At 48.9% G+C, this 24,369-nt stretch carries 14 protein-coding genes; 6 read left to right on the top strand and 8 right to left on the bottom strand.

Annotated elements, in window-relative coordinates; genetic code table 11:
• Window positions 1-48 precede the first annotated feature (48 nt).
• Window positions 49-1,074 carry an endolytic transglycosylase MltG gene (gene mltG, locus BACSA_RS04580; RefSeq protein ID WP_013616949.1) on the bottom strand — a complete coding sequence of 342 codons (1,026 nt, stop codon included), beginning with the start codon at window positions 1,072-1,074 and terminating at the stop codon, window positions 49-51.
• Between the two features lie 451 nt (window positions 1,075-1,525).
• Between mltG and BACSA_RS04575 the strand changes: the two genes are divergently transcribed.
• From BACSA_RS04575 to BACSA_RS04550, 6 genes are all read left to right on the top strand, one after another.
• Window positions 1,526-2,311 (top strand): amidohydrolase, encoded by a 786-nt coding sequence (locus tag BACSA_RS04575; RefSeq protein WP_013616948.1) that lies wholly within the window; start codon window positions 1,526-1,528, stop codon window positions 2,309-2,311.
• A gap of 92 nt (window positions 2,312-2,403) precedes the next feature.
• Window positions 2,404-4,023, top strand: a complete 1,620-nt coding sequence (locus tag BACSA_RS04570; protein ID WP_013616947.1) for a thiamine pyrophosphate-dependent enzyme — start codon at window positions 2,404-2,406, stop codon at window positions 4,021-4,023.
• Entirely contained in the window at window positions 4,020-4,607 is a 588-nt protein-coding gene (locus BACSA_RS04565; protein ID WP_013616946.1) for an indolepyruvate oxidoreductase subunit beta, read from the top strand. Before BACSA_RS04570 ends, BACSA_RS04565 begins: the two co-directional genes overlap by 4 nt.
• A 210-nt stretch (window positions 4,608-4,817) precedes the next feature.
• Complete coding sequence (locus BACSA_RS04560; protein WP_013616945.1) at window positions 4,818-6,167, top strand: aminotransferase class I/II-fold pyridoxal phosphate-dependent enzyme; 1,350 nt, start codon at window positions 4,818-4,820, stop codon at window positions 6,165-6,167.
• 401 nt (window positions 6,168-6,568) lie between these two features.
• On the top strand, window positions 6,569-7,882 hold the full coding sequence (locus BACSA_RS04555; protein WP_013616944.1) for a phenylacetate--CoA ligase family protein: 1,314 nt from the start codon (window positions 6,569-6,571) through the stop codon (window positions 7,880-7,882).
• A gap of 84 nt (window positions 7,883-7,966) precedes the next feature.
• The gene (locus BACSA_RS04550; protein WP_013616943.1) at window positions 7,967-8,383 is read left to right on the top strand and encodes an amino acid-binding protein; all 417 of its coding nucleotides are present in this window, start codon (window positions 7,967-7,969) and stop codon (window positions 8,381-8,383) included.
• 213 nt (window positions 8,384-8,596) lie between these two features.
• Here the strand turns inward: BACSA_RS04550 and BACSA_RS04545 are convergent, their stop codons facing one another.
• From BACSA_RS04545 to BACSA_RS04515, 7 genes are all read right to left on the bottom strand, one after another.
• Window positions 8,597-10,801, bottom strand: coding sequence for a sodium-translocating pyrophosphatase (locus BACSA_RS04545; protein WP_013616942.1), 2,205 nt, complete (start codon window positions 10,799-10,801; stop codon window positions 8,597-8,599).
• A gap of 112 nt (window positions 10,802-10,913) precedes the next feature.
• Entirely contained in the window at window positions 10,914-12,377 is a 1,464-nt protein-coding gene (locus BACSA_RS04540; protein WP_013616941.1) for a potassium/proton antiporter, read from the bottom strand.
• A gap of 328 nt (window positions 12,378-12,705) precedes the next feature.
• Window positions 12,706-15,579, bottom strand: a complete 2,874-nt coding sequence (locus tag BACSA_RS04535) for a PD-(D/E)XK nuclease family protein (protein ID WP_013616940.1) — start codon at window positions 15,577-15,579, stop codon at window positions 12,706-12,708.
• A 131-nt stretch (window positions 15,580-15,710) separates the two neighbouring features.
• The gene (locus BACSA_RS04530; protein ID WP_013616939.1) at window positions 15,711-18,926 is read right to left on the bottom strand and encodes a UvrD-helicase domain-containing protein; all 3,216 of its coding nucleotides are present in this window, start codon (window positions 18,924-18,926) and stop codon (window positions 15,711-15,713) included.
• 419 nt (window positions 18,927-19,345) lie between these two features.
• Complete coding sequence (locus BACSA_RS04525) at window positions 19,346-20,977, bottom strand: RluA family pseudouridine synthase (RefSeq protein WP_013616938.1); 1,632 nt, start codon at window positions 20,975-20,977, stop codon at window positions 19,346-19,348.
• A 51-nt stretch (window positions 20,978-21,028) separates the two neighbouring features.
• A complete protein-coding gene (ispE, locus tag BACSA_RS04520; RefSeq protein WP_013616937.1) occupies window positions 21,029-21,853 on the bottom strand; it encodes a 4-(cytidine 5'-diphospho)-2-C-methyl-D-erythritol kinase in 825 nt (274 codons plus the stop codon).
• A 120-nt stretch (window positions 21,854-21,973) separates the two neighbouring features.
• Window positions 21,974-24,322, bottom strand: a complete 2,349-nt coding sequence (locus BACSA_RS04515; RefSeq protein ID WP_013616936.1) for a glycoside hydrolase family 3 N-terminal domain-containing protein — start codon at window positions 24,320-24,322, stop codon at window positions 21,974-21,976.
• Window positions 24,323-24,369 lie beyond the last annotated feature (47 nt).

Raw genomic sequence — 24,369 nt, 5'->3', positions numbered from 1 at the left:
GATTAAATAATGCGCAAAGTTAGCATTTTCTGATAGAATCCGGCAAAGTTATCGGATATTTCTTCGGTTCAGTGCCTGCTGGTATCGGCGGGCATTGGCAAGATGCTGCTGTAGGGTGCGGGCGAAATTGTGTGTACCCGAAAAATCTTCTTTGGCGCACATGTACAGATAGTCATGATGAGTATAATGCAGCACGCTTTCCAGTCCTTGGATGCTGGGGATGCGGATGGGGCCGGGAGGAAGCCCGGTGTATTTATACGTATTGTAAGGGCTGTCGTATTCCAGGTGCTTGTTGAGGATGCGGCGCAAGCCGAATGCCTGAAGCCCGAACTTTACGGTAGGGTCGGCTTGCAAGAGCATGCCGCGGTGAAGGCGGTTGATGTAAAGGCCTGCTATGACGGGTTTTTCAGCCTGGTTTGCCGTTTCTTCTTCTACGATGGATGCCAGTGTGCTGACTTCGTCAGGGGTTAGCCCGATGGCTTTGGCTTGAGTCGTCCGTTGTTCGTTCCAGAACCGTTTGTGCTCTTTTTGCATCCGGGAAACGAACTCTTTGGCTCCGATGTTCCAATACACTTCGTACGTATTGGGGATGAACAATGCCGGAAGGGTATAGGCGGTATATCCCAGCGAAGCGCGGTACGTGCTGTCTGCCAGCAGGGAAGCTATATCGGCGGAGTCTGCCATAATCTGGCGCGATACCGCCTTGCATAACATTCCGATGGTCCGGACGCTGGGAACCGTGAGCCTTACCGGGGTCTGGTTTCCGGCTTGCAGGCGCCGGAAGATATGCCATGTGCGTTCTTCCGGTGCGAACCGGTAGGCTCCGGTATGGATGTTCTCGGCATAATGGGTGTATGAAGCCAGCATGCGGAATCCTGTGATGCGGGAAGCCAGCAGCTGGTGCTCCAGTTTGTAGCAGACCGAGTCGATGTTGTCATCGGTATCTATATATATAAAGGTGGGCTTCTCTATTTTCAGGGGGCGGTTGAGGATGCAGGTGTATGCGGTGACGATGCCGCATGCCGCCACGAGGAGCACGATGCCGATGGCAATGAATAGCGTTTTCTTTTTCATGTTTTCTTATGTCGGGATTCGGGAGGCAAAGATACGTTTTTTCTCTTCATTATGCAAATGCAGGATTGTCATGTGTTTGAAACAGGTTTGTGACATCCTGCGTTTACTTTTGCGGAAAAAAAGAAGAAATATGGATGCTGGTCTTTTTATAGGGAAACCCAAACCGTGGCTGGTGGTATGCATGATGCTTCTTGCAGCTGCTTTGTATTTGTTTTATTTGGGGTGTAGCCTGTACCGTTTCGGGCATTGATTCTTTGCCTTTCCCGGTGTGCCTGATGGGGAAGGGCTGCGAAGGCGGTTGCGTGGCTTTATGCACTTATATGCACCGGTTCATGGACTTATATTCATGAACCGGTGCATATAAGTGCGTTTTTGTGTGTAAATTTTTGTTCGTATTATTGGGGTATAATGATTATTTTGTTACCTTTGGGCGTTTCTAAATATGAAAAGCATGAAAGTAATCATTCTACAGGCAGATATTTGTTGGGCTGACCCGGAGGCAAACCGGCTGCATTTGGACGGGATGCTCGATGCACAGCCGGGCGCAGACTTGTATGTCTTTCCCGAAATGTTTTCTACCGGCTTTTGTACGCAGCCCGAAGGGGTAGCGGAACCGGTGGATAGCGATACCCTCCGGTGGATGAAGCGGAAGGCGGAGGAAAAAGACTGTGCCTTGGCGGGAAGCATTGCCGTTGAGGAAGAAGGAAAATATTATAATCGGTTCTATTTTGTCACTCCCGACGGGAAGGCGCGTTGGTATAATAAGAAGCATTTGTTTACGTATGGAGGCGAGGATAAGCATTATACGCCGGGAAACGAACGTGTCGTTGTGCCGTTCCGTGGCGTGCGTTTCCTGCTTGAGGTATGCTATGACCTGCGTTTCCCCGTGTGGTCACGCAACCAGGGGGATTATGATGCCATCCTTTACGTGGCAAGCTGGCCTACGCCGCGCGTAGAGGCTTGGAAGGCGTTGCTTCGTGCCCGTGCCATTGAGAACCAGTGTTACGTGGTAGCCGTAAACCGGGTGGGGAAAGACCCGTATTGTGAATATTGCGGGGGGAGTGCCGTCATCAGCCCTTATGGGCATACGCTTGCGGCATGTGCCGACGGACAAGAGGAATGTGCCGGAGCTTTGATTGACATGGGAGAATTGGAAGCGTTCCGCAAGAAATTCCCCGTACTGGATGATGCGGATGAGTTTTCTCTCACCACAGATTACACAGATTTGGAATATTGAATATTGAGAATTAAAAATCAAAAGTTTGCTATAGAAGTGCATAGAGGAAATATTTTAAAATCTGTGTAATCTGTGGTGAAAAAATAGAAGATATGAATAACAGCGGTAAACTTTTATTATTGGGCGACCAGGCGATAGCTTTGGGTGCCATTCATGCGGGGATTTCCGGAGTATATGCTTATCCGGGAACTCCCTCGACTGAGATAACGGAATACATACAGGATTCGCCTTTGGCGAAGGAGAGAGGCTTGCACAGCAGTTGGTGCACGAACGAGAAAACCGCCATGGAGGCGGCTTTGGGTGTATCGTATATGGGCAAGCGGGCGTTGGTCTGTATGAAACATGTGGGAATGAACGTATGTGCCGACGCTTTTGTGAACTCGGCAATTACAGGTGTTAACGGAGGCATCGTGGTGTTGGCTGCCGATGACCCCACGATGCATTCGTCGCAAAACGAGCAGGATTCGCGCTTCTATGGCAAATTTGCCATGGTGCCTGTCCTCGAACCTTCATCGCAACAAGAGGCGTACGACATGATGGCGTATGCCTACGAGTTGTCTGAGCGGGAAAAATTGCCCGTTCTGATGCGCATTGTCACCCGCTTGGCGCATTCGCGTGCCGCGGTGCAGGTGAAGGCGGAGTTCAGTGAAGTCACTTGTACGGGTCGGAAATCCGTTCCGGCGGATTGGGTCTTGCTTCCTGCCAATGCCCGCCGGCGTTATTTGGAAGTCGTTTCCGCCCAACCTCAATTATTGGCTCTCTCTGAATCTTCTCCTTATAATAAATCGGAACTTGGGAAAAATATTGCCGAACGGGGCATCGTGGCGTGTGGCATCGGCTATAATTATGTCATGGAGAATTACCCTGCCGGATGTCCGTGGCCGATAGTGAAGGTTTCGCAATACCCGCTCCCGATAGAACAGCTCACCCGTTTGGCGGATTCGTGCAAGGAGATATTGGTGGTAGAAGACGGGCAACCCTTCGTAGAAGAACAGTTGAAGGGACTGCTTCCGACGAAATACATTGTGAAAGGACGCTTGAGCGGTGACCTGCCCCGTACCGGAGAATTGACTCCCGATAGCGTGAAGGCGGCTTTGGGCATACCGGGTGCCGAAGTCTATGCAGCTGCCCAAAACGTGGTTCCCCGTCCGCCTGCCCTGTGCGTAGGGTGCGGACATCGGGATGTGTATGATGCCTTGAACAAGGTTGCGGCGGAATATCCCGACGCGAAGATATTCGGTGATATCGGGTGCTATACCTTGGGCGCATTGCCTCCGTTCCGTGCCTTGAACAGTTGCGTGGATATGGGAGCTTCTATCACCATGGCGAAGGGTGCGGCAGATGCGGGGCAATTCCCGGCTATCGCTATCATTGGCGACTCTACCTTTACCCATTCGGGCATGACGGGCCTGTTGGATGCGGTGAACGATAAAGCGAATATCGTTGTGGTTATTTCGGATAACCTGACCACGGCTATGACGGGCGGGCAAGATTCGGCGGGCACCAACAAGTTCGAAGCCATTTGCCTGGGATTGGGTGTGGAGCCGGAGCACGTGCGTGTGGTAGTGCCGCTTCCGAAGAACATGGAAGAGATTACCCGCATTATCCGTGAGGAAATCGAATACAAGGGGGTATCGGTTATCATCCCGCGCCGTGAGTGCATTCAGACATTGAACCGTAAGTTGAAAAAGAAAAAAGCAGAGAAAAAATGAAAACAGATATTATACTTTCAGGAGTGGGCGGGCAAGGAATCTTGTCCATCGCTACCATTATCGGAGAAGCTGCCACCCGTATGGGGCTGACCTTGAAGCAAGCGGAAGTGCACGGAATGAGCCAGCGTGGGGGAGACGTACAGTCGAATCTCCGTCTTTCGGACGGACCTATCGCTTCCGACCTTATCGCTTTGGGCACGGCAGACATGATTATTTCCCTGGAGCCGATGGAGGCATTGCGCTATTTGCCTTATCTTTCAAAAGACGGATGGATTATCACTTCGTCCGCTCCGTTTAAGAACATCCCTAATTATCCCGACGAGCAGGCGTTGGCGGATGAGTTGAATGCCCAGCCTCACGTGGTGTCGCTCGATGTGGAAGGACTGGCGAAAGAAAACCATGTCCCTCGTTCGGCGAATGTCATCTTGTTGGGTGCCGCCGCTGCTTTCCTTCAGATATTAGATGTATCTACCTTGCGTGAAAGCGTAGGGCGCATCTTTGCATCGAAAGGCGAGGAAGTGGTCGAGATGAACTATCGTGCCTTCGACCTTGGACGCGATTATGTGAGAAAGTTGAAAGGGTGATTTTATTTACTATTTGACAATTTATGTCAATCAGGAATTAAGGAGTTAAAAGGAGTTATCACTCCGCTACGCTCCGTTAGGAGTTAAGCCAATAGTTTGGTTGGTGGAAGTAGGAGTGAATGTATTGGCTTAACTCCTTCTAACTCCCTTTTAACTCCTTAACTCCTGATTAATAGTAAATCGTACATACTAAAATCGTAAATATAAAATATGAGCAGTGTATTTAGCAAGGAATTGGTAGCGGATGTGGCGCGCGAGATGAAAGTTGCCGACCTGCAGAATGCTACCATCGGAGACGTGCTGTTGGTGGCTTCCCGTTTGGAAGAACTGACCGGCATCCCTTTTATCCGTATGGACCAGGGGTCGCCCGGTTTGCCTGCCAATAAGGTAGGCATCGAAGCCGAGAAGAAAGCGTTGGACGCTGGTTTGGGAGCGCAATATCCTGCCGCGGCGGGTGTGCCCGAATTGAAGAAAGCGGCGTCCCGCTTCGTGAAGGCTTTTATTAATATTGATATATCTCCCCGTGCGTGTGTGCCTACTACGGGTTCTGTAGCGGCATCGTTCGGAGCGTTTATCGCTTGTACGCAACGCATTCCGGGAAAGAATAAAGTGCTTTTCATCGACCCGGGTTTCCCTATTCAAAAATCCCAGTTGCGCATCTTGGGCATTGGATGGGAATATTTCGATATTCACGATTTCCGGGGCGAACCGCTCCGTGCGAAATTGGAAAGCTATCTTTCGAAAGGAGACATAGCCGCCATTGTGTATTCTAACCCGAACAATCCGGCGTGGATATGTCTGGAAGAGGAAGAGTTGAAAATCATCGGTGAACTTGCCACGCGATACGATGCGGTGGTGATGGAAGACCAGGCGTATTTCTGTATGGACTTCCGTCATGAATACGGGCGTCCGTACCAGCCGCCTTTTGTACCTACGGTGGCTCGTTATACGGATAATTACATCCTGATGCTTTCCGCCTCGAAGATATTCAGCTATGCGGGGCAACGTATCGCCTTGGCTTGCATTTCCGACGTGCTCTTCGACAAGCAATATCCGGCATTGGCAGAGCGGTACGAAGATTCAGGCGTGTTCGGCCCTACGTTTATCGCTTCTATCTTGTACATGATTACATCGGGCTGTACTGCCACTACCCAATACGGAATGGCGGAGATGCTGGAACGTTCGGTGTCAGGCGAAATTAATTTCGTTGAAGACGTGCGTGAGTATGAACGCCGTGCCAGCCGGATGAAGAAGATATTTACAGATAACGGCTTTACCATTGTATACGACCGTGATGTGACCCAACAAGTGGGAGACGGCTTCTTCTTCACCCTCGGTTATCCGGGCATGACGGGAGGTGAATTGCTTTTAGAGTTAATGTATTATGGGGTGAGCAGCATTTCGCTTTCCACTACCGGAAGCGAGCAGCAAGGAGTACGTGCCTGCACTTCGCGGATGCGTGAGGCGCTTTATCCTGTTTTGGAAGAGCGGATGAAAGCGTTTCGTAAGGACCACAACATAATTAATGAAGAATTAAGAATGAAGAATCGCTTCGCCTGACATTCGTGTAATCCGGTGTAATTGAAGGATTGGGCTTTATAGTCTGAAACCATTTGCCGATGATGCGGATTATATAGTAAAACAAAATTGGTTTGCGAAAAAATGGAATGGAACACAGAGACACAAAGACACAGAGCTTTATTTTTTGAGAGAACAGAGTTCACAGAGTAAAAGTCTGGCTCTATGGTCTTTACCTTCTCTATATATTTATTTCTCCGTGCCTCTGTGCCTCTGTGTTCAATATAAAGGATTAACGGATTTTTCGCAATCCATTTCTGATTGACTATAAATCCGCGGGTTCGTTTACGCGGGATTGCAAATCCAGCGTGACAGATTGATAACAAAGCATCATGCCGGGCTATTAATTATTAATTATTAACTATTAATTATTAACTGATTAAATGATTTGGAATCCGAACAAAGAGTGTATGCCTCGCGAGCAATTGCGTGAGCTGCAAGGTAAACGGTTGCAGAAATTGGTTGCGTATGTTTACCACAATGTGCCTTTTTATCGGCACAAGATGCAAGAGATGGACTTGATGCCTGAAGATATCCGAAGCATTGATGATATCGTGAAATTGCCTTTTACTACCAAACAGGATTTGCGTGATAATTATCCTTACGGGCTGATGGCGGCGCCAAAGTCGGAAGTAGTGCGTGTGCACGCTTCATCGGGTACGACGGGTAATCCTACCATCGTAGGCTATACCCGCAAGGACTTGGCGGTGTGGTCGGAAGTGATGTCACGTTGCTTGTCGGCGTATGGCGTGACCCGCGAAGATACCTTCTCCGTGAGCTATGGATACGGTTTGTTTACCGGAGGCTTGGGAGCGCATTACGGTGTGGAGAATTTGGGAGCTACGGTAATACCTGCCTCTACGGGTAATACAGAGAAGCATGTCCGCCTGATTCGCGACCTGCATATCACTGGCATTGCCTGTACGCCTTCGTATGCCCTTTATCTGGCAGAGACCGTGGATAAGATGGGCATCGACAAGAACGAACTGAGTCTTCGCATTGGTGCTTTCGGCGCAGAGCCGTGGACCGAGCACATGCGTCAGGAGATACAGGAACGTTTGGGCTTAAAGGCTTACAATCTCTACGGGTTGAGTGAGATTATGGGACCGGGCGTATCATGCGAATGTGAGGAACAAAACGGCTCGCACATCCAGGAGGACCATTTCTATCCTGAAATCATCAATCCTGAGACCTTGGCTCCGCTTCCATACGGGCAACAAGGGGAATTGGTGTTTACTACGCTTACCAAAGAGGGGATGCCTTTGTTGCGTTACCGTACGAAAGACCTTACCTCTTTGATGCCGGGTATATGTCCGTGCGGACGGACCAGCGTGCGGATGACTCCGATAATGGGACGTAGCGATGATATGCTGATTATCCGGGGTATCAATGTATTCCCGTCGCAGGTAGAAAGTGTGATATTGAGCATGAAGGAGTTCGAACCGCGTTACATGCTGGTGGTAGACCGGGTGAACAATCTCGATACTTTACAAGTGCAGGTAGAAGTGCGGCGCGATTATTTCAGCGATGACATTGCCTCCATGCTGAATCTGAAGAAACTTTTGTCGGACAAGCTGAAAAGTGTCCTCTCCATTAGTGCGGATGTGAAGCTGATGGAGCCGAACAGCATTCAGCGGAGTCAGGGCAAATCACAACGGGTGATAGACAAACGGACGTTTTTAACGGATAATGAATAGTTAATAATTAATAACGGCAGATATTCACCTATCCCGTTATCAACTATTAATTATTAATTGTTTAATTATTAATTATTCGAATATATGACAATCAAACAATTATCGGTCTTTCTGGAGAATAAGACCGGACGTATCAATGAAGTGGTTCGTACGTTAGGCGCGAACGATATTAACATGCACGCATTCAGCATGGCAGAAACGGCAGATTTCGGAATTCTCCGTCTGATTGTATCCGATGTGGACAAGGCGGTAGAAGTGCTCCGCTCGCATGATTTTGCGGTAATGTCTACCGATGTGGTCTGCCTGAGTTGCGAAAATGTGCCCGGTTCGTTAGCAGTCATCTTGGAATATTTGGCGCAAAAGCAAATCTTTATCGAGTATATGTACGCTTTCGCGCAAAACGACCGTGCGAACGTGGTTATTAAGCCCAACGACTTGACGCATTGCCTGGAAGTGCTTCAAGCGCATCATTGCGATATCTTGACAAAGGACAGGTTGTAAGCGTGTGTTTTTCCTAACGCAGATTAACGCAGGTTGAGAGTGTGCTGAAATAAAATTGGTTTTCATTTTTGTCTAAGGGAATGCGTTGAAATACCTCAAAAATGTAAGTTGATGCATATGAGTATCTTTGTTTCGATCTGCATGACTCCTTTGTTTAATATACTCTCAATCTGCGTTAATTTGCGTTGAAATAAGATTTTGTTTTTTAGAGATTTAGAACAGACTCCATGCTACAGTAAGCCCTGCCATGACGATGGCGACCATGCTCATTAGCTTTACAAGGATGTTGAGGCTGGGACCGGATGTATCCTTGAACGGGTCACCTACCGTGTCTCCTACTACTGTGGCACGATGAACTTCACTACCTTTTCCTCCGAAGTTCCCTTCCTCGATGTATTTCTTGGCATTGTCCCAGGCTCCTCCGGCATTTGCCATAAAGATAGCAAGCACGAATCCTGCGGAAAGACCGCCTATCAGCAAGCCGATGACACCCGGCACGCCGAAGAGCAAGCCTGTAGCTACCGGAGCAATGATGGCAAGCAGGGAAGGGAATACCATTTCACGTTGTGCTCCTTGCGTGGAGATTTGTACACAACGGGCATAGTCGGGTTCGGCTTCTCCTGTGAGGATTCCTTTGATTTCACGGAATTGGCGGCGCACTTCTTCCACCATGCGCGAGGCGGCACGTCCTACGGCATTCATCGTAAGTCCGCAGAAGAGAAACGCCATCATGCTTCCGATGAACATGCCCGACAATACTTTCGGGTTCATCAGCGTTACATCGTAATAAATCATAAAGTCATCTAATCCTGCTTCGTGAACGGCTACTTCGATGCCGTTTGGAAGTTCTAGGATGGCAGTGCCAATGCGGTTAAGCCCGATGCGCACTTCCTCGATGTAGGATGCCAGTAAGGAAAGTCCCGTAAGGGCAGCCGACCCGATGGCAAATCCTTTTCCTGTGGCAGCGGTGGTGTTGCCCAACGAGTCGAGCGCATCGGTGCGCCGGCGCACTTCTTCACCTAATTTACTCATTTCGGCGTTTCCTCCTGCATTGTCGGCTATCGGTCCGTAAGCATCTGTAGCAAGGGTGATGCCCAAGGTAGAGAGCATGCCTACTGCCGCAATGCCGATGCCGTAAAGTCCCATGCTGATGTTCGTAAAGTCGAATCCTGAAGCCAGCCAATAGGAGAGGATGATGCCGGCCACAACTGCTATGACGGGGATAGTAGTGGAAATCATTCCCAATCCGATACCGGAGATGATGACCGTGGCAGGACCTGTTTTTCCGCTTTCGGCAAGTTTCTTTGTCGGTTTATACGATTGCGAAGTATAATATTCGGTAGACTGCCCGATGACAATGCCTACCAAAAGCCCTACTACCACTGCTAACGAAATGTTTACCCAGTTGTCTAATCCGAGCAGCCAAAGAATGAAGAACGTGCCGATGACAATCAGGAACGAACTGAGGTTGGTACCCGTAGAGAGGGCTTTCAGGAGTTCTTTCATTGTGGCGTTCTCGCGGGTGTGTACGGAGAAGATGCCAATGATGGAAAGGATGATGCCGATGGCGGCTATCAGCATCGGGGCGATGACTGCTTTGAATTGCATTTCAGTATCTCCGCTTCCGATGAAGGCTGCTGCCCCCAATGCGGCAGTGGCAAGGATAGAGCCGCAATAGGATTCGTAGAGGTCGGCTCCCATGCCTGCTACATCTCCTACGTTATCTCCTACGTTATCGGCAATGGTGGCGGGATTGCGCGGGTCGTCTTCGGGAATACCTGCTTCTACTTTTCCTACGAGGTCGGCTCCCACATCAGCGGCTTTCGTATAGATACCTCCGCCTACACGGGCGAAGAGCGCTTGCGTAGAGGCTCCCATTCCGAAAGTGAGCATTGTGGTGGTGATAATACAAAGTTTCGAAGTCGGGTTGAGCATATCGTCTGGGATGCACCATTCTAAAAGCAGGTACCAGAAAGAGATATCGAATAAGCCTAATCCTACCACGACCAGCCCCATTACGGCTCCGCTCCGGAAGGCGATGCGCAAGCCTTTGTCAAGCGAGTTTCGGGCGGCATTGGCGGTGCGTGCCGAAGCGTATGTGGCGGTCTTCATGCCCAAGTATCCGGAGAGTCCGGAGAAGAAACCTCCCGTGAGGAAAGCGACGGGCACCCAATGGTTTTGCAGGTTGAATCCGTAAGCCATGATGGCAAACAGGAGGGCAAGTCCGATGAATACCAAGGTCACTACCTTGTATTGTTGTTTGAGGTACGACATCGCGCCGCGGCGTACGTGTTCGGCGATTTTTTGCATCTCGGGCGTTCCTTCGCTTTCTCCTTTCATTTGCTTGTAGAAGAAAGCCGCCAAGGCGAGTGCCAGGAACGAGGCGGCTGGAGCAATCCAGAAAAGATAGTTTTCCATAAGTGTATGATTTAAATTTGACAGTTGCCTATACTTCACGGTGTCGTCCGTGTGCTGGAGACACCACACTTCTCAAAGGTAAGGAAAAAATCTCTTCGGTTTATTTCCTTATTTACGTATTTTGTCGCTTTTTCTGTTTATTTTCAGAAATGAGCAAAAGCTTGTCGCCTTCATGAAGTTCTGTTTGCCCGTTGGGGATAATGAATTCGTTTCCTCGCTTTACCAGCATTACCAATGTGCCTTGGGGCAAGTCGATGTGGGTCAGCCGGTTTCCTTCCTTGAGCATGTCAGCGGTGAGGGTCAGGTCGTCCAGGCGGGTGTCTATTTCTTCAGGAAGCTCTACGCCGAACTCGTTCCCCTCTTTTTCTTGAGGAATATCGAGCTTGAGCCAGCGCGCCATTTGCGAAATACTCATCCCCTGAATGACAAGTGAAAGGAGGGTGATGAAGAACACGATGTTGAACAGTTGGTTCGAGCCGGGTATTTGGGCTATGACAGGATAGGTGGCGAAGATGATGGGAACGGCACCGCGAAGCCCTACCCACGACACGAAAACCCGTGCCCTGCCGGAGATGTTCCGGAAAGGCAGCAGGCAAAGGAACACGCTTACAGGGCGTGCCACCACAATCATGAAGACGCCGATGAGCAACGCTACGCCTGCAATGTCTATCATCTCGTGTGGGTTGACCAGCAATCCGAGGGCAATGAACATGATGATTTGTACCAGCCAGGTCAGGCCGTCCATGAAAGTCTGTGTTTCTTTTCGCGAGGCAAGGCGTGCGTTGCCCACGATGACTCCGACTATGTAAACCGCCAGGTATCCGTTGCCTTTTACTAAATCGGTGGCGGTGAAGGTGATAAAGACAATGCTTAGCAACAGGATGGGGTAGAGAGAGGTGTTGGGCAAATTGATGCGGTTTAATAGCCACACACCGAACTTGCCTGCGGCATAGCCGATGACTCCTCCGAAGAAAAACTGCATGAGCAGGTCGCGTGCAATGACGCCTGCTTCCAGGTTTGAACCGCTTCCGATGACCTGTATGAGCACGATGGTGAGCATGTATGCCATGGGGTCGTTGCTTCCGCTTTCCAGTTCCAGCATGGGGCGCAGGTTTTCTTTCAGGTTCATCCGTTGCGAGCGAAGCAGGCTGAATACCGAAGCCGAGTCGGTAGATGACATGGTGGCTGCAAGTAGCATGCCGGCGAGCATGGTCACATGGATGTCTGCACGGGTATGGCACGACAGGTAATAAATGAACCATCCGGTCAGCAGGGTAGTGAGCAGCACGCCTATGGTGGAGAGCAGTATGCCCTGTGTCAAGACGGGTTTGATTTCATGGAAGCGTGTGTCCATTCCGCCCGTGAACAGGATAATGCTCAGGGAAATCATTCCGATGAATTGGGCGTCTTCTGCGCTGTTGAACTGGATGCCTAGTCCGTCGCTTCCGAAAAGCATGCCCACCAAAAGGAAAAGCAACAGGGTAGGAATGCCGAACCTGTAGCCGGTTTTGCTGATGAGGATGCTGATGAAAATCAGGATAGAGCCGATGAGGAGGATGTTTTCTGCGGTAATCATACGTGTCGTTTTTTTAAGTTGTGTGGCAAATGTCCGCTCAAAAATAATGGATTTTTTGTGAAATGAAAAGAGATTGCTGGGGAAAAGCAATCTCTTTTTCTTTCAGAAGCGAACGCTTTCACTTCTTCCAGCACATACTTTCACAAGCTTGGGCTGGGCTAAAAATCTATTACTATGAAAAACACTTAAAGTAACGCATATTTTTGCTATTTTGTTGCATATGGAAGTAACTTCTTTCCTTTATTAAATCCTTTTTAACAAAAACCGCCGTAAAATCCGCTTGTTTGAATATTATTTCACAAAAGATACGCCTTGCATCTTGTGGAATTTATTTTCTTTTGCATAGTTCCTTGAAGTCGCAAAAGGCGCATACATCGGTTTCATCGGTTTGAGCAAACGGAATTTCCGGCGAGAAGATATGCGTAAGCAACTGGTCTAGATTTTCTCGGAATTCCGATTCGTACCGGGCAAAGTCTTCTACAGGTTCTGTCTTCCGGGGTTCTCCCATTCGGATAACTGGTGTATAATCTTCGGATGCAGCTTGATGGATGTATAGAAGCGAAGGTGCTACTTGGCGTTCATCATGCTTTTGTTGTAACATCCGGCATACGATAGCGGCATAAAGGAAGGTCTGAAACACGTAGTTAGAGCGTTTGGCACTGGGGGTGAAAAGCGATTGGATGCTTGGAGGTGTGTCGGCGTGTCCTCCCGTTTTATAATCTACGATGCGGAAGATGTTGTCTTTCATATCTATCCGGTCGATTGTGCCTCCGATGCGTGATTGGAACACACCTGTCGTAGAGTGGATTTCGATGTCTTCTTGGACGGGTTGTTCTGAACCGATGAATGTAAAGGGGGCATATTTTATGTCTTTGTTCAGCAATTGTTTGATATAGCGTAGGATTACGGCGGAATTGATGAGCTGGATGCCGTTGTATTCTGGTTTTTCTTCGGGAGAAAGATGGAAAAAAAGTTCTTTGAAACCATTGTCTACATACGTTTGCAGACGTGTTTCGTCCTTTAATAATTTTTCGAGTGTTTCTTTGTTGATGACTTTTCCGTGTGCGGTCAGGTCTTTATAGATGTGTTCGGCGGCATAGTGGAAGATGCTTCCGAATTTGGCTGCATCGATTTCCGGTGAAACTTCATCGGGAGTGTTTAACCGCGCTACGTATTTATAATAGAATTTTAGCGGGCAATCCAGGTATGTGTTGAGTGCGGAAGGAGAGAGTACGGCTTTCGGATTGTATTTCAAGTCGAAGCTTTGTCTCAATCGGAGCAGAACGTCCGAATCTTTTTCGATGCAGATGGGTGCAGTGTTTTGGGGGGATTGAGCGGTTTCCAGCCGGATGCGGCGTATGGGATATCCCCACTCGATGAGGTATTGGAGCATGAAGCGTGACATTTCGCCCCGGTTGATGCCGTCGGTAGCAGTATTGAATACCAGTGTGGCTTTCTCCGTGCGTTGCAGAAGGCGGTAAAAGTAATAGGCGTAGACGGCTATCTTATGGTCGATAGTGGTCATGCCGAACGCTTTCCGCAGGTTGTAAGGGATAAATGAGGCATCGCTCCCTGTTTTGGGAAGTTGGCCTTCGTTGACTGAAAGCATAATCAGGTGGCGGAAGTCCAGGTTACGTGTTTCCAGTACGCCCATTACCTGCAAACCGATGGCTGGTTCGCCATGGAAAGGAATGCTGGAAGAAGCCATGACGCGGGTCAGCAGGCGTTGGAAAGTATCGGGTTTCACATCCAGTTCTTTGCTTTCAAGCAGAGTATGGAAGCGGTTAGTTAGGGTAAAAGCCTTAAACAGGGCTTCGCGGTAGAGTTGGTCGAATGCGTCTTTTTCATCTGTCTTTTGTTCCTGATAGCGCATGGCTATCTGTTGCAAGGCTTTCGAGAGGGTATTGCATAAAGCTTCGTTGGTGTGGCAAGGCTTGAAGAGCAATTCCAGCGCTTCATCTTTTTCCAGTTCGGAGGGGAGAGGGTAGAAGCGGTTATTCTTCGTCAGTTCTTTTTCCAACATTTCCGCGTTAGAAGAGAGCAAGCGGGTGTAAGCATGTTTCAAGAGGCTGACCGTTTCCTTGAAATGATAGCGTCCGTTCCGGGAATCGTATCCGGAGGTATGGAGTTCCAGCAGGGCGTTCGCAAAGCTATATGCGGGTGTTTGCGAGAGCGGGAATCCCATGGTGATGTTGATGTGCTTTACATTTTCAGGAAGCGAATGAAGCACAGGCTGGAGCAGGCTTTCGTTGCAGAGCACGATGGCGGTTTCTTTTTCTTCTTGTGTCAGATTTTTGCGGAGCCATTGAGGCAAGAAGCGTGTTTGCCCGTTTTCTGTGGGTGATTCGGCGAAAGTGATTTCTTTGGGTTGTTCCAGGTTCTCGAATCGTGCAGCAGGGAGTTCCGAGGGAAAGTCGTGTAAATTCCGGCGGATGAATTCACCTGCCTCATGGGGGGTACGTTTCAGATAAAACATGTCGTAGTCCCAATAAAACAAGGCTTTCCCGGCATCATTCAGCTTTTGGAAAAGCGTGTGCTCTACTTTGTTTAAAACATTGAATCCCACAAATACATAGGTCTTGTAAGGGAGTTGGCTGACATCCAGTGTCTCGATGACCCGACGGTACATCATGCCTTCGTAAGCGATGCCTTGGCTTTCGAGCAATGCTTTGTAGCGGGTATAGATGTCGCCCAGTGTGTCCCATATTGAAATGAAGCGTTGTTTCAGTTCGGTAACGCTGTCCATCGAAAAATTGCGGAAGAATTGCGCAAGTGCTTCTTTTTGCCCTTCCTCCAAGAAATCATAGTTGTCCGTCAAGGCGTTCAACTCTTTCAGGTTGCTGAAAAGGGCATCGGTGTCTGCCAGGTTCTTGTCGGCATCATCGAAGTCGGCTATCAGCATCTCGCCCCAAAAGTAGAAGTTGTCGAGGGGTTCTGAACTCCCGGTTACTTGGCGGAATACTTTGTATAGGTCGCATACCAGTTTGACTGGGTCTCCGGTTTGCCATGAGGAACTTTGGCGGAACAGTTCGCTGATGCTGATATAGGCGGGAGACCAAAGCGGATGTTCGCTTTCCCGTATCAGGCATTCGTTGAAAAACAGGCTGGCGCGTTTGTTCGGAAAGACTACGGCTACATGGCTGAAGTCACCTTCTGTCTTTTGATATAAATCGTGTGCTACTTCTTGCAAAAATGTTTTCATTTTGTTCGTTGTTTTAGTATTAAATCCGTCCGCAGATATGCCTTCGAAATCGAAGATATGCTTTATCGGCAGTTTCAGATAACTGAGCCGGCAAAGTAAGCATACCTTTATTTAGCGTATCATTCTTTGGGTCAGTTGCGGACATTCTCTAATTCGTTTTCAAATACATACCATAAATATCCTTTTACATTGGAATACCCCATTTGGGTGAGCAGGTTCATGTATTCTTTTACTTGGCTTCTGTAACCTTGTTTCTTTTTTCCGAATTTGAAATCAACTACGATTACTTTCCCGTCTTTCATCATCACACGGTCGGGGCGTCGGGTCTGGAGATTGCCCGCTTCATCGGCATAGATGATGCTGCATTCGTTATATAACTCCCATGTCCCATCGTACCAGTCCCTTACGTGTGGATGAGCGAGTGCCCAGCGTGCCAATTCTTCGATTTGCTCCGCTTGCTTCTCCGATTCCAGCACACCTTCGAAAACCAGACGGGAAATGGCTTGCGGCAATTCATTTTCGGTTCGGATTGAAGCAAATACTTGATGCAGCAATTGTCCTTGGCGGATGTATTCTTTCCGTTCTTCTTCGCTCTCGTCTTCGCTTTGGATAAAGTCGGCGGATTGGTTCGATTGCTTGAATTCGATAGGGGTTTCTATTGACTCTACCCGTACGGTGACACTTTCGGGGGGCGTGGCAAGTGGATTGTCCGAATGCTTTTCCGCTTTCATCTCCGAAGGGAAAAGCTCACCGAAAGTATATGTGACAGGAGTGTCTTCATCGCTTTCTTCGCGGGTGCTCCAAATCGGAAGTTGGGGAACAGTTTGTTCCAGCAGTTCGGATACGGTTCCTTTTTGGCGGTTTCCGGTTCTTCCCCATATAATAAGGTTCTTGCAGGCGCGGGTAAATGCTACATAGAGCAAGTTCAGGTTGTCTACCCAAAGCTGAAGCCGTTCGTCCCAATAGCTTGCCTTGAATACCGATTCTGCCATCGCCGAAGAATAGTTCACCGGCACGAGGTCCAGTTGGTTGAACGGCTCTAATCCGTCGTCTTGCGCTTGGCACCATATCAAGTGGTTATTGGTCTCGTTTTCCATTTTCCAATCGCAGAAAGGAATCAGGACTGTATGGAATTCCAATCCTTTCGACTTGTGTATAGAGAGAATCCGGATGCCTTCTATTTCACCCGAAGGAATGGTTTTCTCGTGTAAGCGTTCGTCCCAATAGGTGATGAATGCAGTCGGTTCAGACGAGTGTTGCTGCATGTATTCGGTCACGGCATCATAGAAAGCGCAGAGGTAGGCATCTTGGTGCTCGATTCCTTTCATGTCGAACAAGAGGAAAAGTTTCTCCAGTAGTTCATATAGAGGCATCAGCCGCAGTTCGGCGATGTGTTCTGTGAAGCCAGCGGGCAAATACGTGCTGATGTCATCCTGCAAAATGCGGTTTAGTGTCGTATGGGTGTGCAGGATTTCCCGCTGGTATGCCACGGCAAGTCGTGCTCCGGCTATACGGTCTTCGGGCGAGGTGAGGTAGCGCAGCCCGTCTATCATCATGCATACCGCCAGCGAGGCGTCTAACCGGAAGGCTTCATCTGATACGATGCGGTAGGGGGTATGTTTGTCGAAGTAATCGGCAATGGCAGGGATTGTTTTGTTTTTGCGCACCAGAATGGCGATGTCGTTTGTGCGGATGCCGTGCCGGATAAGGCATTCGGTCTCTTTTGCCAATTCTTCTAAGGTTGCCTCGGCATAAGATTGTTCCGGAGTGTCTGTCAGGAACGTGAGCTTTACATATCCCTTTTCGGTCTGTTTTGCCGTTTGCTGACATACATCGCTATAGGCATTGAGCAGGGGCAGGCACGATTCGCCTTTTTCTTCCTCGTAACGCTGGTTCAGCGTCTGGCAGGCAGAGGTGAAGAAGATGTTGTTGAAACGCACAATGCGCGCTTCGCTTCGCCAATTGGTTTGCAAGGTCAGTTCACGGATACGTAAGGAGGAATCGGTATTCAATCCAGCCAGTATTTTCCAATCCCCGTTCCGCCAGCGGTAAATGCTCTGTTTGATGTCGCCTACGATGAGGCTTCCTTCCCGTTGTGCAAGGCTTTCTTTCAAGAGCAGGTGGAAGTTTTCCCATTGCATGCGCGAAGTGTCTTGGAACTCGTCTATCATCACCCTGTCGATGCTGGTGCCAATCTTTTCGTAGACGAAAGCAGCATCTCCTTCGTTCATCAGGCTGTGCAGCAGGGCGTTGGTGTCTGAGAGGAGGAAGCGGTTATGCAACTGGTTCTGCAGGCGAAGTTCTTCGTCAATGTGAGCAAGCAAGCGCAGGTTGTTCAAGTATCTGAGCGAGAGGTCGCACGAGTTGGCTATCAGGTTGTTCTTTGTGCGGAATTCTTCTGCGGTGTTAAGCAGGGGAATCAGTTCGCGTGTGGCGAGGCTGAGGATTTCGGCACGTTTTGGGGAAGCCTGTGTCGCCCAGTTTTCCGCGCTTGCCAGGCTTTTTTCTACCGTGGCGTTTCGTACGTCATTGCTCAGCTTGCCCTTGCTCAGTTTGTCGAAATAACTGCTGATGCCTCGTGTGCCGTTTTTCAAATCTGCGGGTGTTAAGCTGTTCAGTTCCAATGTGTCGAAAAACTGTTGGCTGAAGCTTTTCATCTGCTCCAAGACGTCTTTGCGGAGTGATTCCAGTTTCTTCCGGTAGGCAGGGATGAATGCCGGGTCTGCCAGTTTGCGGCGCAATCCTTCGCCTTTCTCGATGTATCTTTCATCAAGAATGTTGCGTCCGAATCCCTTGATTTCGTCTGAAATATCCCATCTCTTATCGTCCGAGATGCGTTGTTCGATGTATTCCAACAGCCAGCTTAATAAAGGAGAGAGCCTGTCTAACTTTTCTATCATGGCGTCTACAGTATCCGAAAGCACATCTGCGTTATTCAGTTCTATGGTCATGTTGGCTCCCAGTTCCAGCTCGCGTGCCAGATTGCGTAATACAGCTTGGAAAAACGAATCAATGGTTTCGATGCGGAAACGGCTGTAGTCATGGATGATGTTGTGTAATGCCCGGATTGCCGCTTGCCGTATTTCTGTATCGCTCAGTGCACAGGTTTTCTTCAATTCTTGGAGGTAGCTTTTGGATGTCGGCAAACCGTACCCTAATCCGTATAATTGCTCCAGAATACGGTTTTTCATTTCGGCGGTTGCCTTGTTGGTAAAAGTTACCGCCAGAATGTGACGGTAGGCCGTGGGGTCTTCCACTAATTGCTTAATATAATGTAGGGCAAGGGTAAAGGTTTTTCCTGAACCTGCTGATGCCTTGTAAACCAATAGTTGCGGATAATCTGTCATTTGTTTTTTGCTTTCATTTCTTGTCAACTATCTACAAATATAGATTTATATTTCGGTATAGCCAAATTTCGGGCAATGAATTCTGCAATTAGCCGATGAAGTGCTTGCTTGAATTGTCCGGTAAGTACGGTTATATCGGGTCCGGATGCTTGCGGAGGCACACGGAACTATCTGCATCGGGCTGTGCATCTATATCCGAAGGGACATGCATATAAGTGGGGATTCCGTTACGGCGTTACAATTGTTACAAATGACAATTACTAAAACTGAAAAAGAAGGAAAGAAGATTCTTGACCATAAATTATATTATATATAAATATATATATGTGTCACTCTCTCTCCATGAACTCTTCTTGTTAAAATCTGATTTTTGTAATTGTCATTTGTAACAATTGTAACGCCTTCTGTCTGCTAATGCGTCAGAATCCGGCTTCTTTCCGGATTACGAGTGGCTGGTGAGTGACGGGATGGATAAAGGAAAGTCCGGCGGCATGGAGGTAGAGCCGGTCTGCTTTCTTGCCATATAATTCATCGCCTATGATGGGGCAATTCAGTCCGTCGGGATGAGCCGCATGGACGCGCAGTTGGTGAGTGCGTCCGGTGAGGGGATAGAATGCAATGCGGGTTTTACCTTCTTTCCGTCCGAGCACTTTATAACGGGTAATGGCTGGTTTCCCGTATTCGGAATGCACCATTTGATAAGGACGATTGTCATAGTCGGGGCAAATAGGAAGGTTGATGATACCTTCATCTGTGGTTACGATGCCGTTCAGCCATGCTGTGTATCGTTTTTGTATCCGTCGGGAAGCGAACATTTTTTGTAGTGCATAATGAATTTCTTTGGTTTTGGCAACCAGCAACAATCCGGATGTAGCCATATCAAGGCGATGGACAATAAGTGGGCCTGTTGCGGTAGGATAAAGTGTATGCAGGCGGGTATAGACCGAATCTGTGATCAGTTTGCCAGGTGTGGAAAGCATGCCTTCAGGCTTATTTACTACAATTAGCCATTCGTCTTCGTATACAATTTCCAGTTCTTTTTTCTTTGTCTCTCTTCCTGCCAAGGGATTGGGTTCTACCTGTAATCCGATAAGCATGTGTTTCAGTATGGGTTCACATTTATTCTTGCACGAGGGATAGAAATGTCCTTCGTGTCGGATTTCTTCTTTGGGAGATTCGCCGATCCAAAATTCTCCCATGGCTAAAGGGTGAAAGTTATGTTGGTAGGCGTATTGCAGAAGTTTGGGCAAGGCACATTCGCCGGCTCCTGCAGGTGGTGTGCCTTGTGGGGTTTCATGAAAGATTTGGCAAAGGTCTTTTTCTTCTCCTTGAGCATTGAGCATGCGAAACTGTTCGAATAGTTTTTGCTGGAGTGCCGCCGAGCGGGTTTTCCGTTCGTGTTTTAAGATTTGTATTTGATTCTCGAAAACCGAGAGAGAGGCTTTTAGTTCTTCTCCTTGTAGTTTTAGCCTTTTCTCCAGGCGTTTGTATTCGGCTTTTTGGAACTGGCTTTCTTTGATAAGTTGGGCTTCCTCTTCGGGTGAGATTCCTTTTCCCCGCTTTTCTTCGCGCAAAAGCTTAGCTCGTTTCATTTCATCCTTGGCTTTCGCCAATGCCTCTTGGCTGGTCTGCATGTTGATTTGACAGGCATGTTGCAGATGCAGGTAGGTTTCCTCTTTTTCCAATGCTTCGATGCGCCGGTTGATGTCAGATATTTCACTTTCTTCTAATTTGAAGAATCCATCGGGGCGCAAGAGGTCGTATACCGGAGGCACGAATCCATTCTGCCGGTTATTTTGGGCAAGGTTTCCCGAGAAGGCCGTCAGGTAGCCCACATTCCCTTCTTTGTCTTGTATCAGAAGCACGCCGAACATCTTTCCTTTATTCAATTCCTCTTCCCAATCGGAACGGGTACGAAGATAGACTTGTACTTCGTGTGCTGCCATTTGCACCAAGGGGTGAGGGGTGTAATGGAAGGGATATGTGAATGCCGAAGGCAAAGGAATGCCTTCGATGGGCGATGTAAAACGATGGATGTTTGGGTCGCTCATAGGTGGCGGATTTTTATGTGAACTCCGCGTCTCTGCGTTCTCATCATATTGTTAAATCATTTCTCGTTGGCGGCAAAAGTATCCGCTGAAAATGGCGTCTATGTTCTCAATCCGTTCGCGGAAGATGCCGTAAACGGCTGACCCGGAACCTGTCATCGAGGCATATACGGCTCCCAAGTCGTACATTTTGTCTTTGATGGCGGCTATTTCGGGATAGAGGGCGAACACCGATTCTTCGAAATCATTTTTTAATTCGTCTTTCCAAGTCTCTACGGGCTGGCGGATGATTTCTTTCACCGATTTTTCCGGATAATGCGGCTTGATGCGGCTATAGGCTTCGCTGGTCGAAATTGCGTTTTGCGGTTTGACCAATACCAGCCGATAATCGGCAAGTGTGCAAGTGACAGGTTCGAAGATATTTCCGATGCCGGTGGCAAATACGGGTTGGTTGCGCACAAAGAAAGCGCAATCGGCTCCGATGCGTGCGGCATATTCTTCCATTTCCTGAACGGTCAGTCCGATTTGGAATTTTTCGTTCAATAGCTTAATCATGAAAGCTCCGTCGGCAGAGCCTCCTCCTAATCCGGCTCCGGTAGGGATATGTTTATATAAATGAATGTCGACAGGAGGCAACTGGTATTTTTCGCGAAGCAAAAGGTAGGCTTTTACTACAAGGTTATCTTCGGGGGCACCATCGAGCAGAGTGCCTTTGACACAGAGGCGGAAAGGTTCGCTTCTGTTCTCCAACCGGTTTACTTCGAGTGCGTCTTGCAGGTTAATCGGATAAAAGACGGTTTCGATATTATGGTATCCGTCGGCACGTTTTTCTACAACGTTGAGGCCTAAGTTTATTTTGGCGTTAGGGAATGTTATCATGATATGATGTTTTTGATTAATGTTTTGCCAAAGATACGATTTATTTAAACACAAAGAAACGGAGACGCAGAGTTTTTTATTTTTTCTCCGTGTCTCCGTGTCTCTGTGTTCGATTATAATTTATCGGTTAGGGGTATCCCACACCTTGGTTTGTGTGCATTGCAGGTCTATCCACTGGTCGCCGCACTTCACTTTGAAGTCACCTTTCTCCAGCGTCCATTTTCCGTAATAGTTGACGAAAGCCAGGTCGCTTCCTTTCAGCTTCATGGTTACGGTCTTGGTTTCGCCCGGATTCAGGGAAACCTTCTCGAAGTTGCGCAGGCGGATGTTGTCGGGGGTGCTGCTTGCCACCAAGTCTTTCGAGTAAAGCAATACGCTTTCCTTGCCTGCCACGCTTCCCGTGTTGGTCACGTCTACGGTGAAGGTCAGCTCATCATCGGCGGTAAATTGGACCTTGTCTACCTTCAGGTTGCTGTATTTATAGGTAGTGTAGCTCAGTCCGAATCCGAAAGGCCATTGGATATCCATGACCGAATCATAATTGTAGTTCCCGCCCATCTGTCCGATGTTCTCGCACGGCTTGTAGTCGTAGGTGGCGAGGGCATTGATATGTTTCGGATAGGTGTACGGCATCTTCCCGCTGAAATTGGCGTCGCCTGCAAGCAGGTTTGCCAGGGCGTCTCCTCCGTAATTGCCCGGAAGCATTACGTTTACTACGGCTTTGGCAAGCGGTTCGATATCCTTTATCAGGCGCGGGCGGCCTTCGTTCAGAATCAGGATGACGGGCTTGCCGGTTGCAGCCAATGCCTTCATCAGGTTTTGCTGGTTCATCGAAAGGTTCAGGTCGGTCAGGTTGCCCGGAGTCTCGCAATAGGAATTCTCGCCGATGCAAGCGATGATGACATCGGCATTTTGAGCGGCGGCTACCGGCTTGTCAATTTCCGGCGTGTTCTCTTCCCACCAGTTATCGTTCTTGTAGGGAGCGTAAGTCACGCCCGGTTCGTAGAGGATGTTCTCTTTGCCGAACTTGTTGCAGAGGGCTTCGTAGATGGTGTTGTATGCCTGGGCGCATTCGTCGGCACGGTGCCCTTGCCAGCTGTATGACCAGCCTCCGTTCAGGCACCGCATGGAGTTGGCGTTCGGGCCAGCCAGAAGAATCTTCGTGCCTTTGGCGAGCGGCAGGATGCCCCCTTCGTTCTTAAGCAGCACTTCCGACTCTTCGGCTGCCTGGAGGGCTACATCAGCAAATTCTTTTGAACCGAATTCCGGATAGTCTCCGGTGCTCCAGTAAGGCTTGTCGAAGAGCCCGAGACGGTATTTCAGGCGCAAGACACGCGCTACCGCATCGTCAATACGGCTCATGGGCACTTCGCCTTCCTGTACCAGTTCTTTCAGGTAATCGCAGAAGCTCACTTCGTATGGCACCATCGACATGTCAATGCCGGCGTTGATGGCTATCTTGATGGCTTCTTTCTTGGTCGCGGCAATGTGGTCGCGGGTACACAGGTTGTTGATGTCCGCCCAGTCTGTTACCACCAGCCCGTCCCAGTTCAAGTCTTCTTTCAGCCATTGGGTCAGGAATTCCCTGTTGGCATGGAAGGGCATGCCGTTGTCCACGCCCGAGTTGACCATCACGCTCAACGCCCCCTGGCGGACGGCTGCCAGATAAGGCGCGAAGTGCTTTTCGCGCATGTCGCTCCGCGAGATGGAAGAGGGCGTACGGTCCTTGCCCGAAACCGGAACGCCATAGCCCATATAGTGTTTCATACAGGCGGCTACGTTATATTTGCCGATGTGGTTCGGGTCTTCGCCTTGGAAGCCGATGACCGACGCTTTGCCCATTTCCGCATTCACGTAGCAGTCCTCTCCATAGTTCTCCCACATGCGCGACCAGCGCGGGTCTCTTCCCAAATCTACTACGGGAGCATACGTCCAGGGGATGCATCCCGCTTTGGTTTCGTATGCCGAGATTTCGGCTTCACGCTTTACCAGGTCCCGGTTGAATGTGGCTCCCATGTTGACACCTTGCGGGAACAGGGTTCCATCAAGAGTATAAGTGGTTCCGTGTATCTGGTCTACGCCATAGATGCAGGGGATTCCGATTTCCTTCATCGAAAGTTCCTGAATCTGCCTGATGGCTTCCGCCCATTTCTCTTTCGGCTGGGCAATGCTCAGGGGAACGTTCAGGAGCGAGCCGACCTTGTATTTCCCGATAACGGTATCCAGCTTGGCTTTGTCCAGGGTGAACCCGTCCTTTTGGCTCGCTTCGAAGTCGGTCACTACATCGATGGTGATTTCACACATCTGACCTATCTTTTCCTCGATGGTCATTTTCTTGAGCCAATTTTGGATGTTGGCTTCGATTTCGGGGTCAGAAGGGATGGCAGGCGGGACGGTTTGTCCTTCTGCATTTAAACAGGTTCCTGCACACAAAACAGAAGCCAGTGCAATGTTTTTTAGATGTTTCATGATATATTTGTTTATTGGTGTTGTTCAAAGATAAATCGTTCTTTTGT

This window comes from Phocaeicola salanitronis DSM 18170 (assembly GCF_000190575.1).
Classification (GTDB): Bacteria; Bacteroidota; Bacteroidia; order Bacteroidales; family Bacteroidaceae; genus Phocaeicola; species Phocaeicola salanitronis.
The sequence above is the reverse complement of the archived record's forward strand: the minus strand, read 5'-3'. Positions and strand labels throughout refer to the sequence as shown.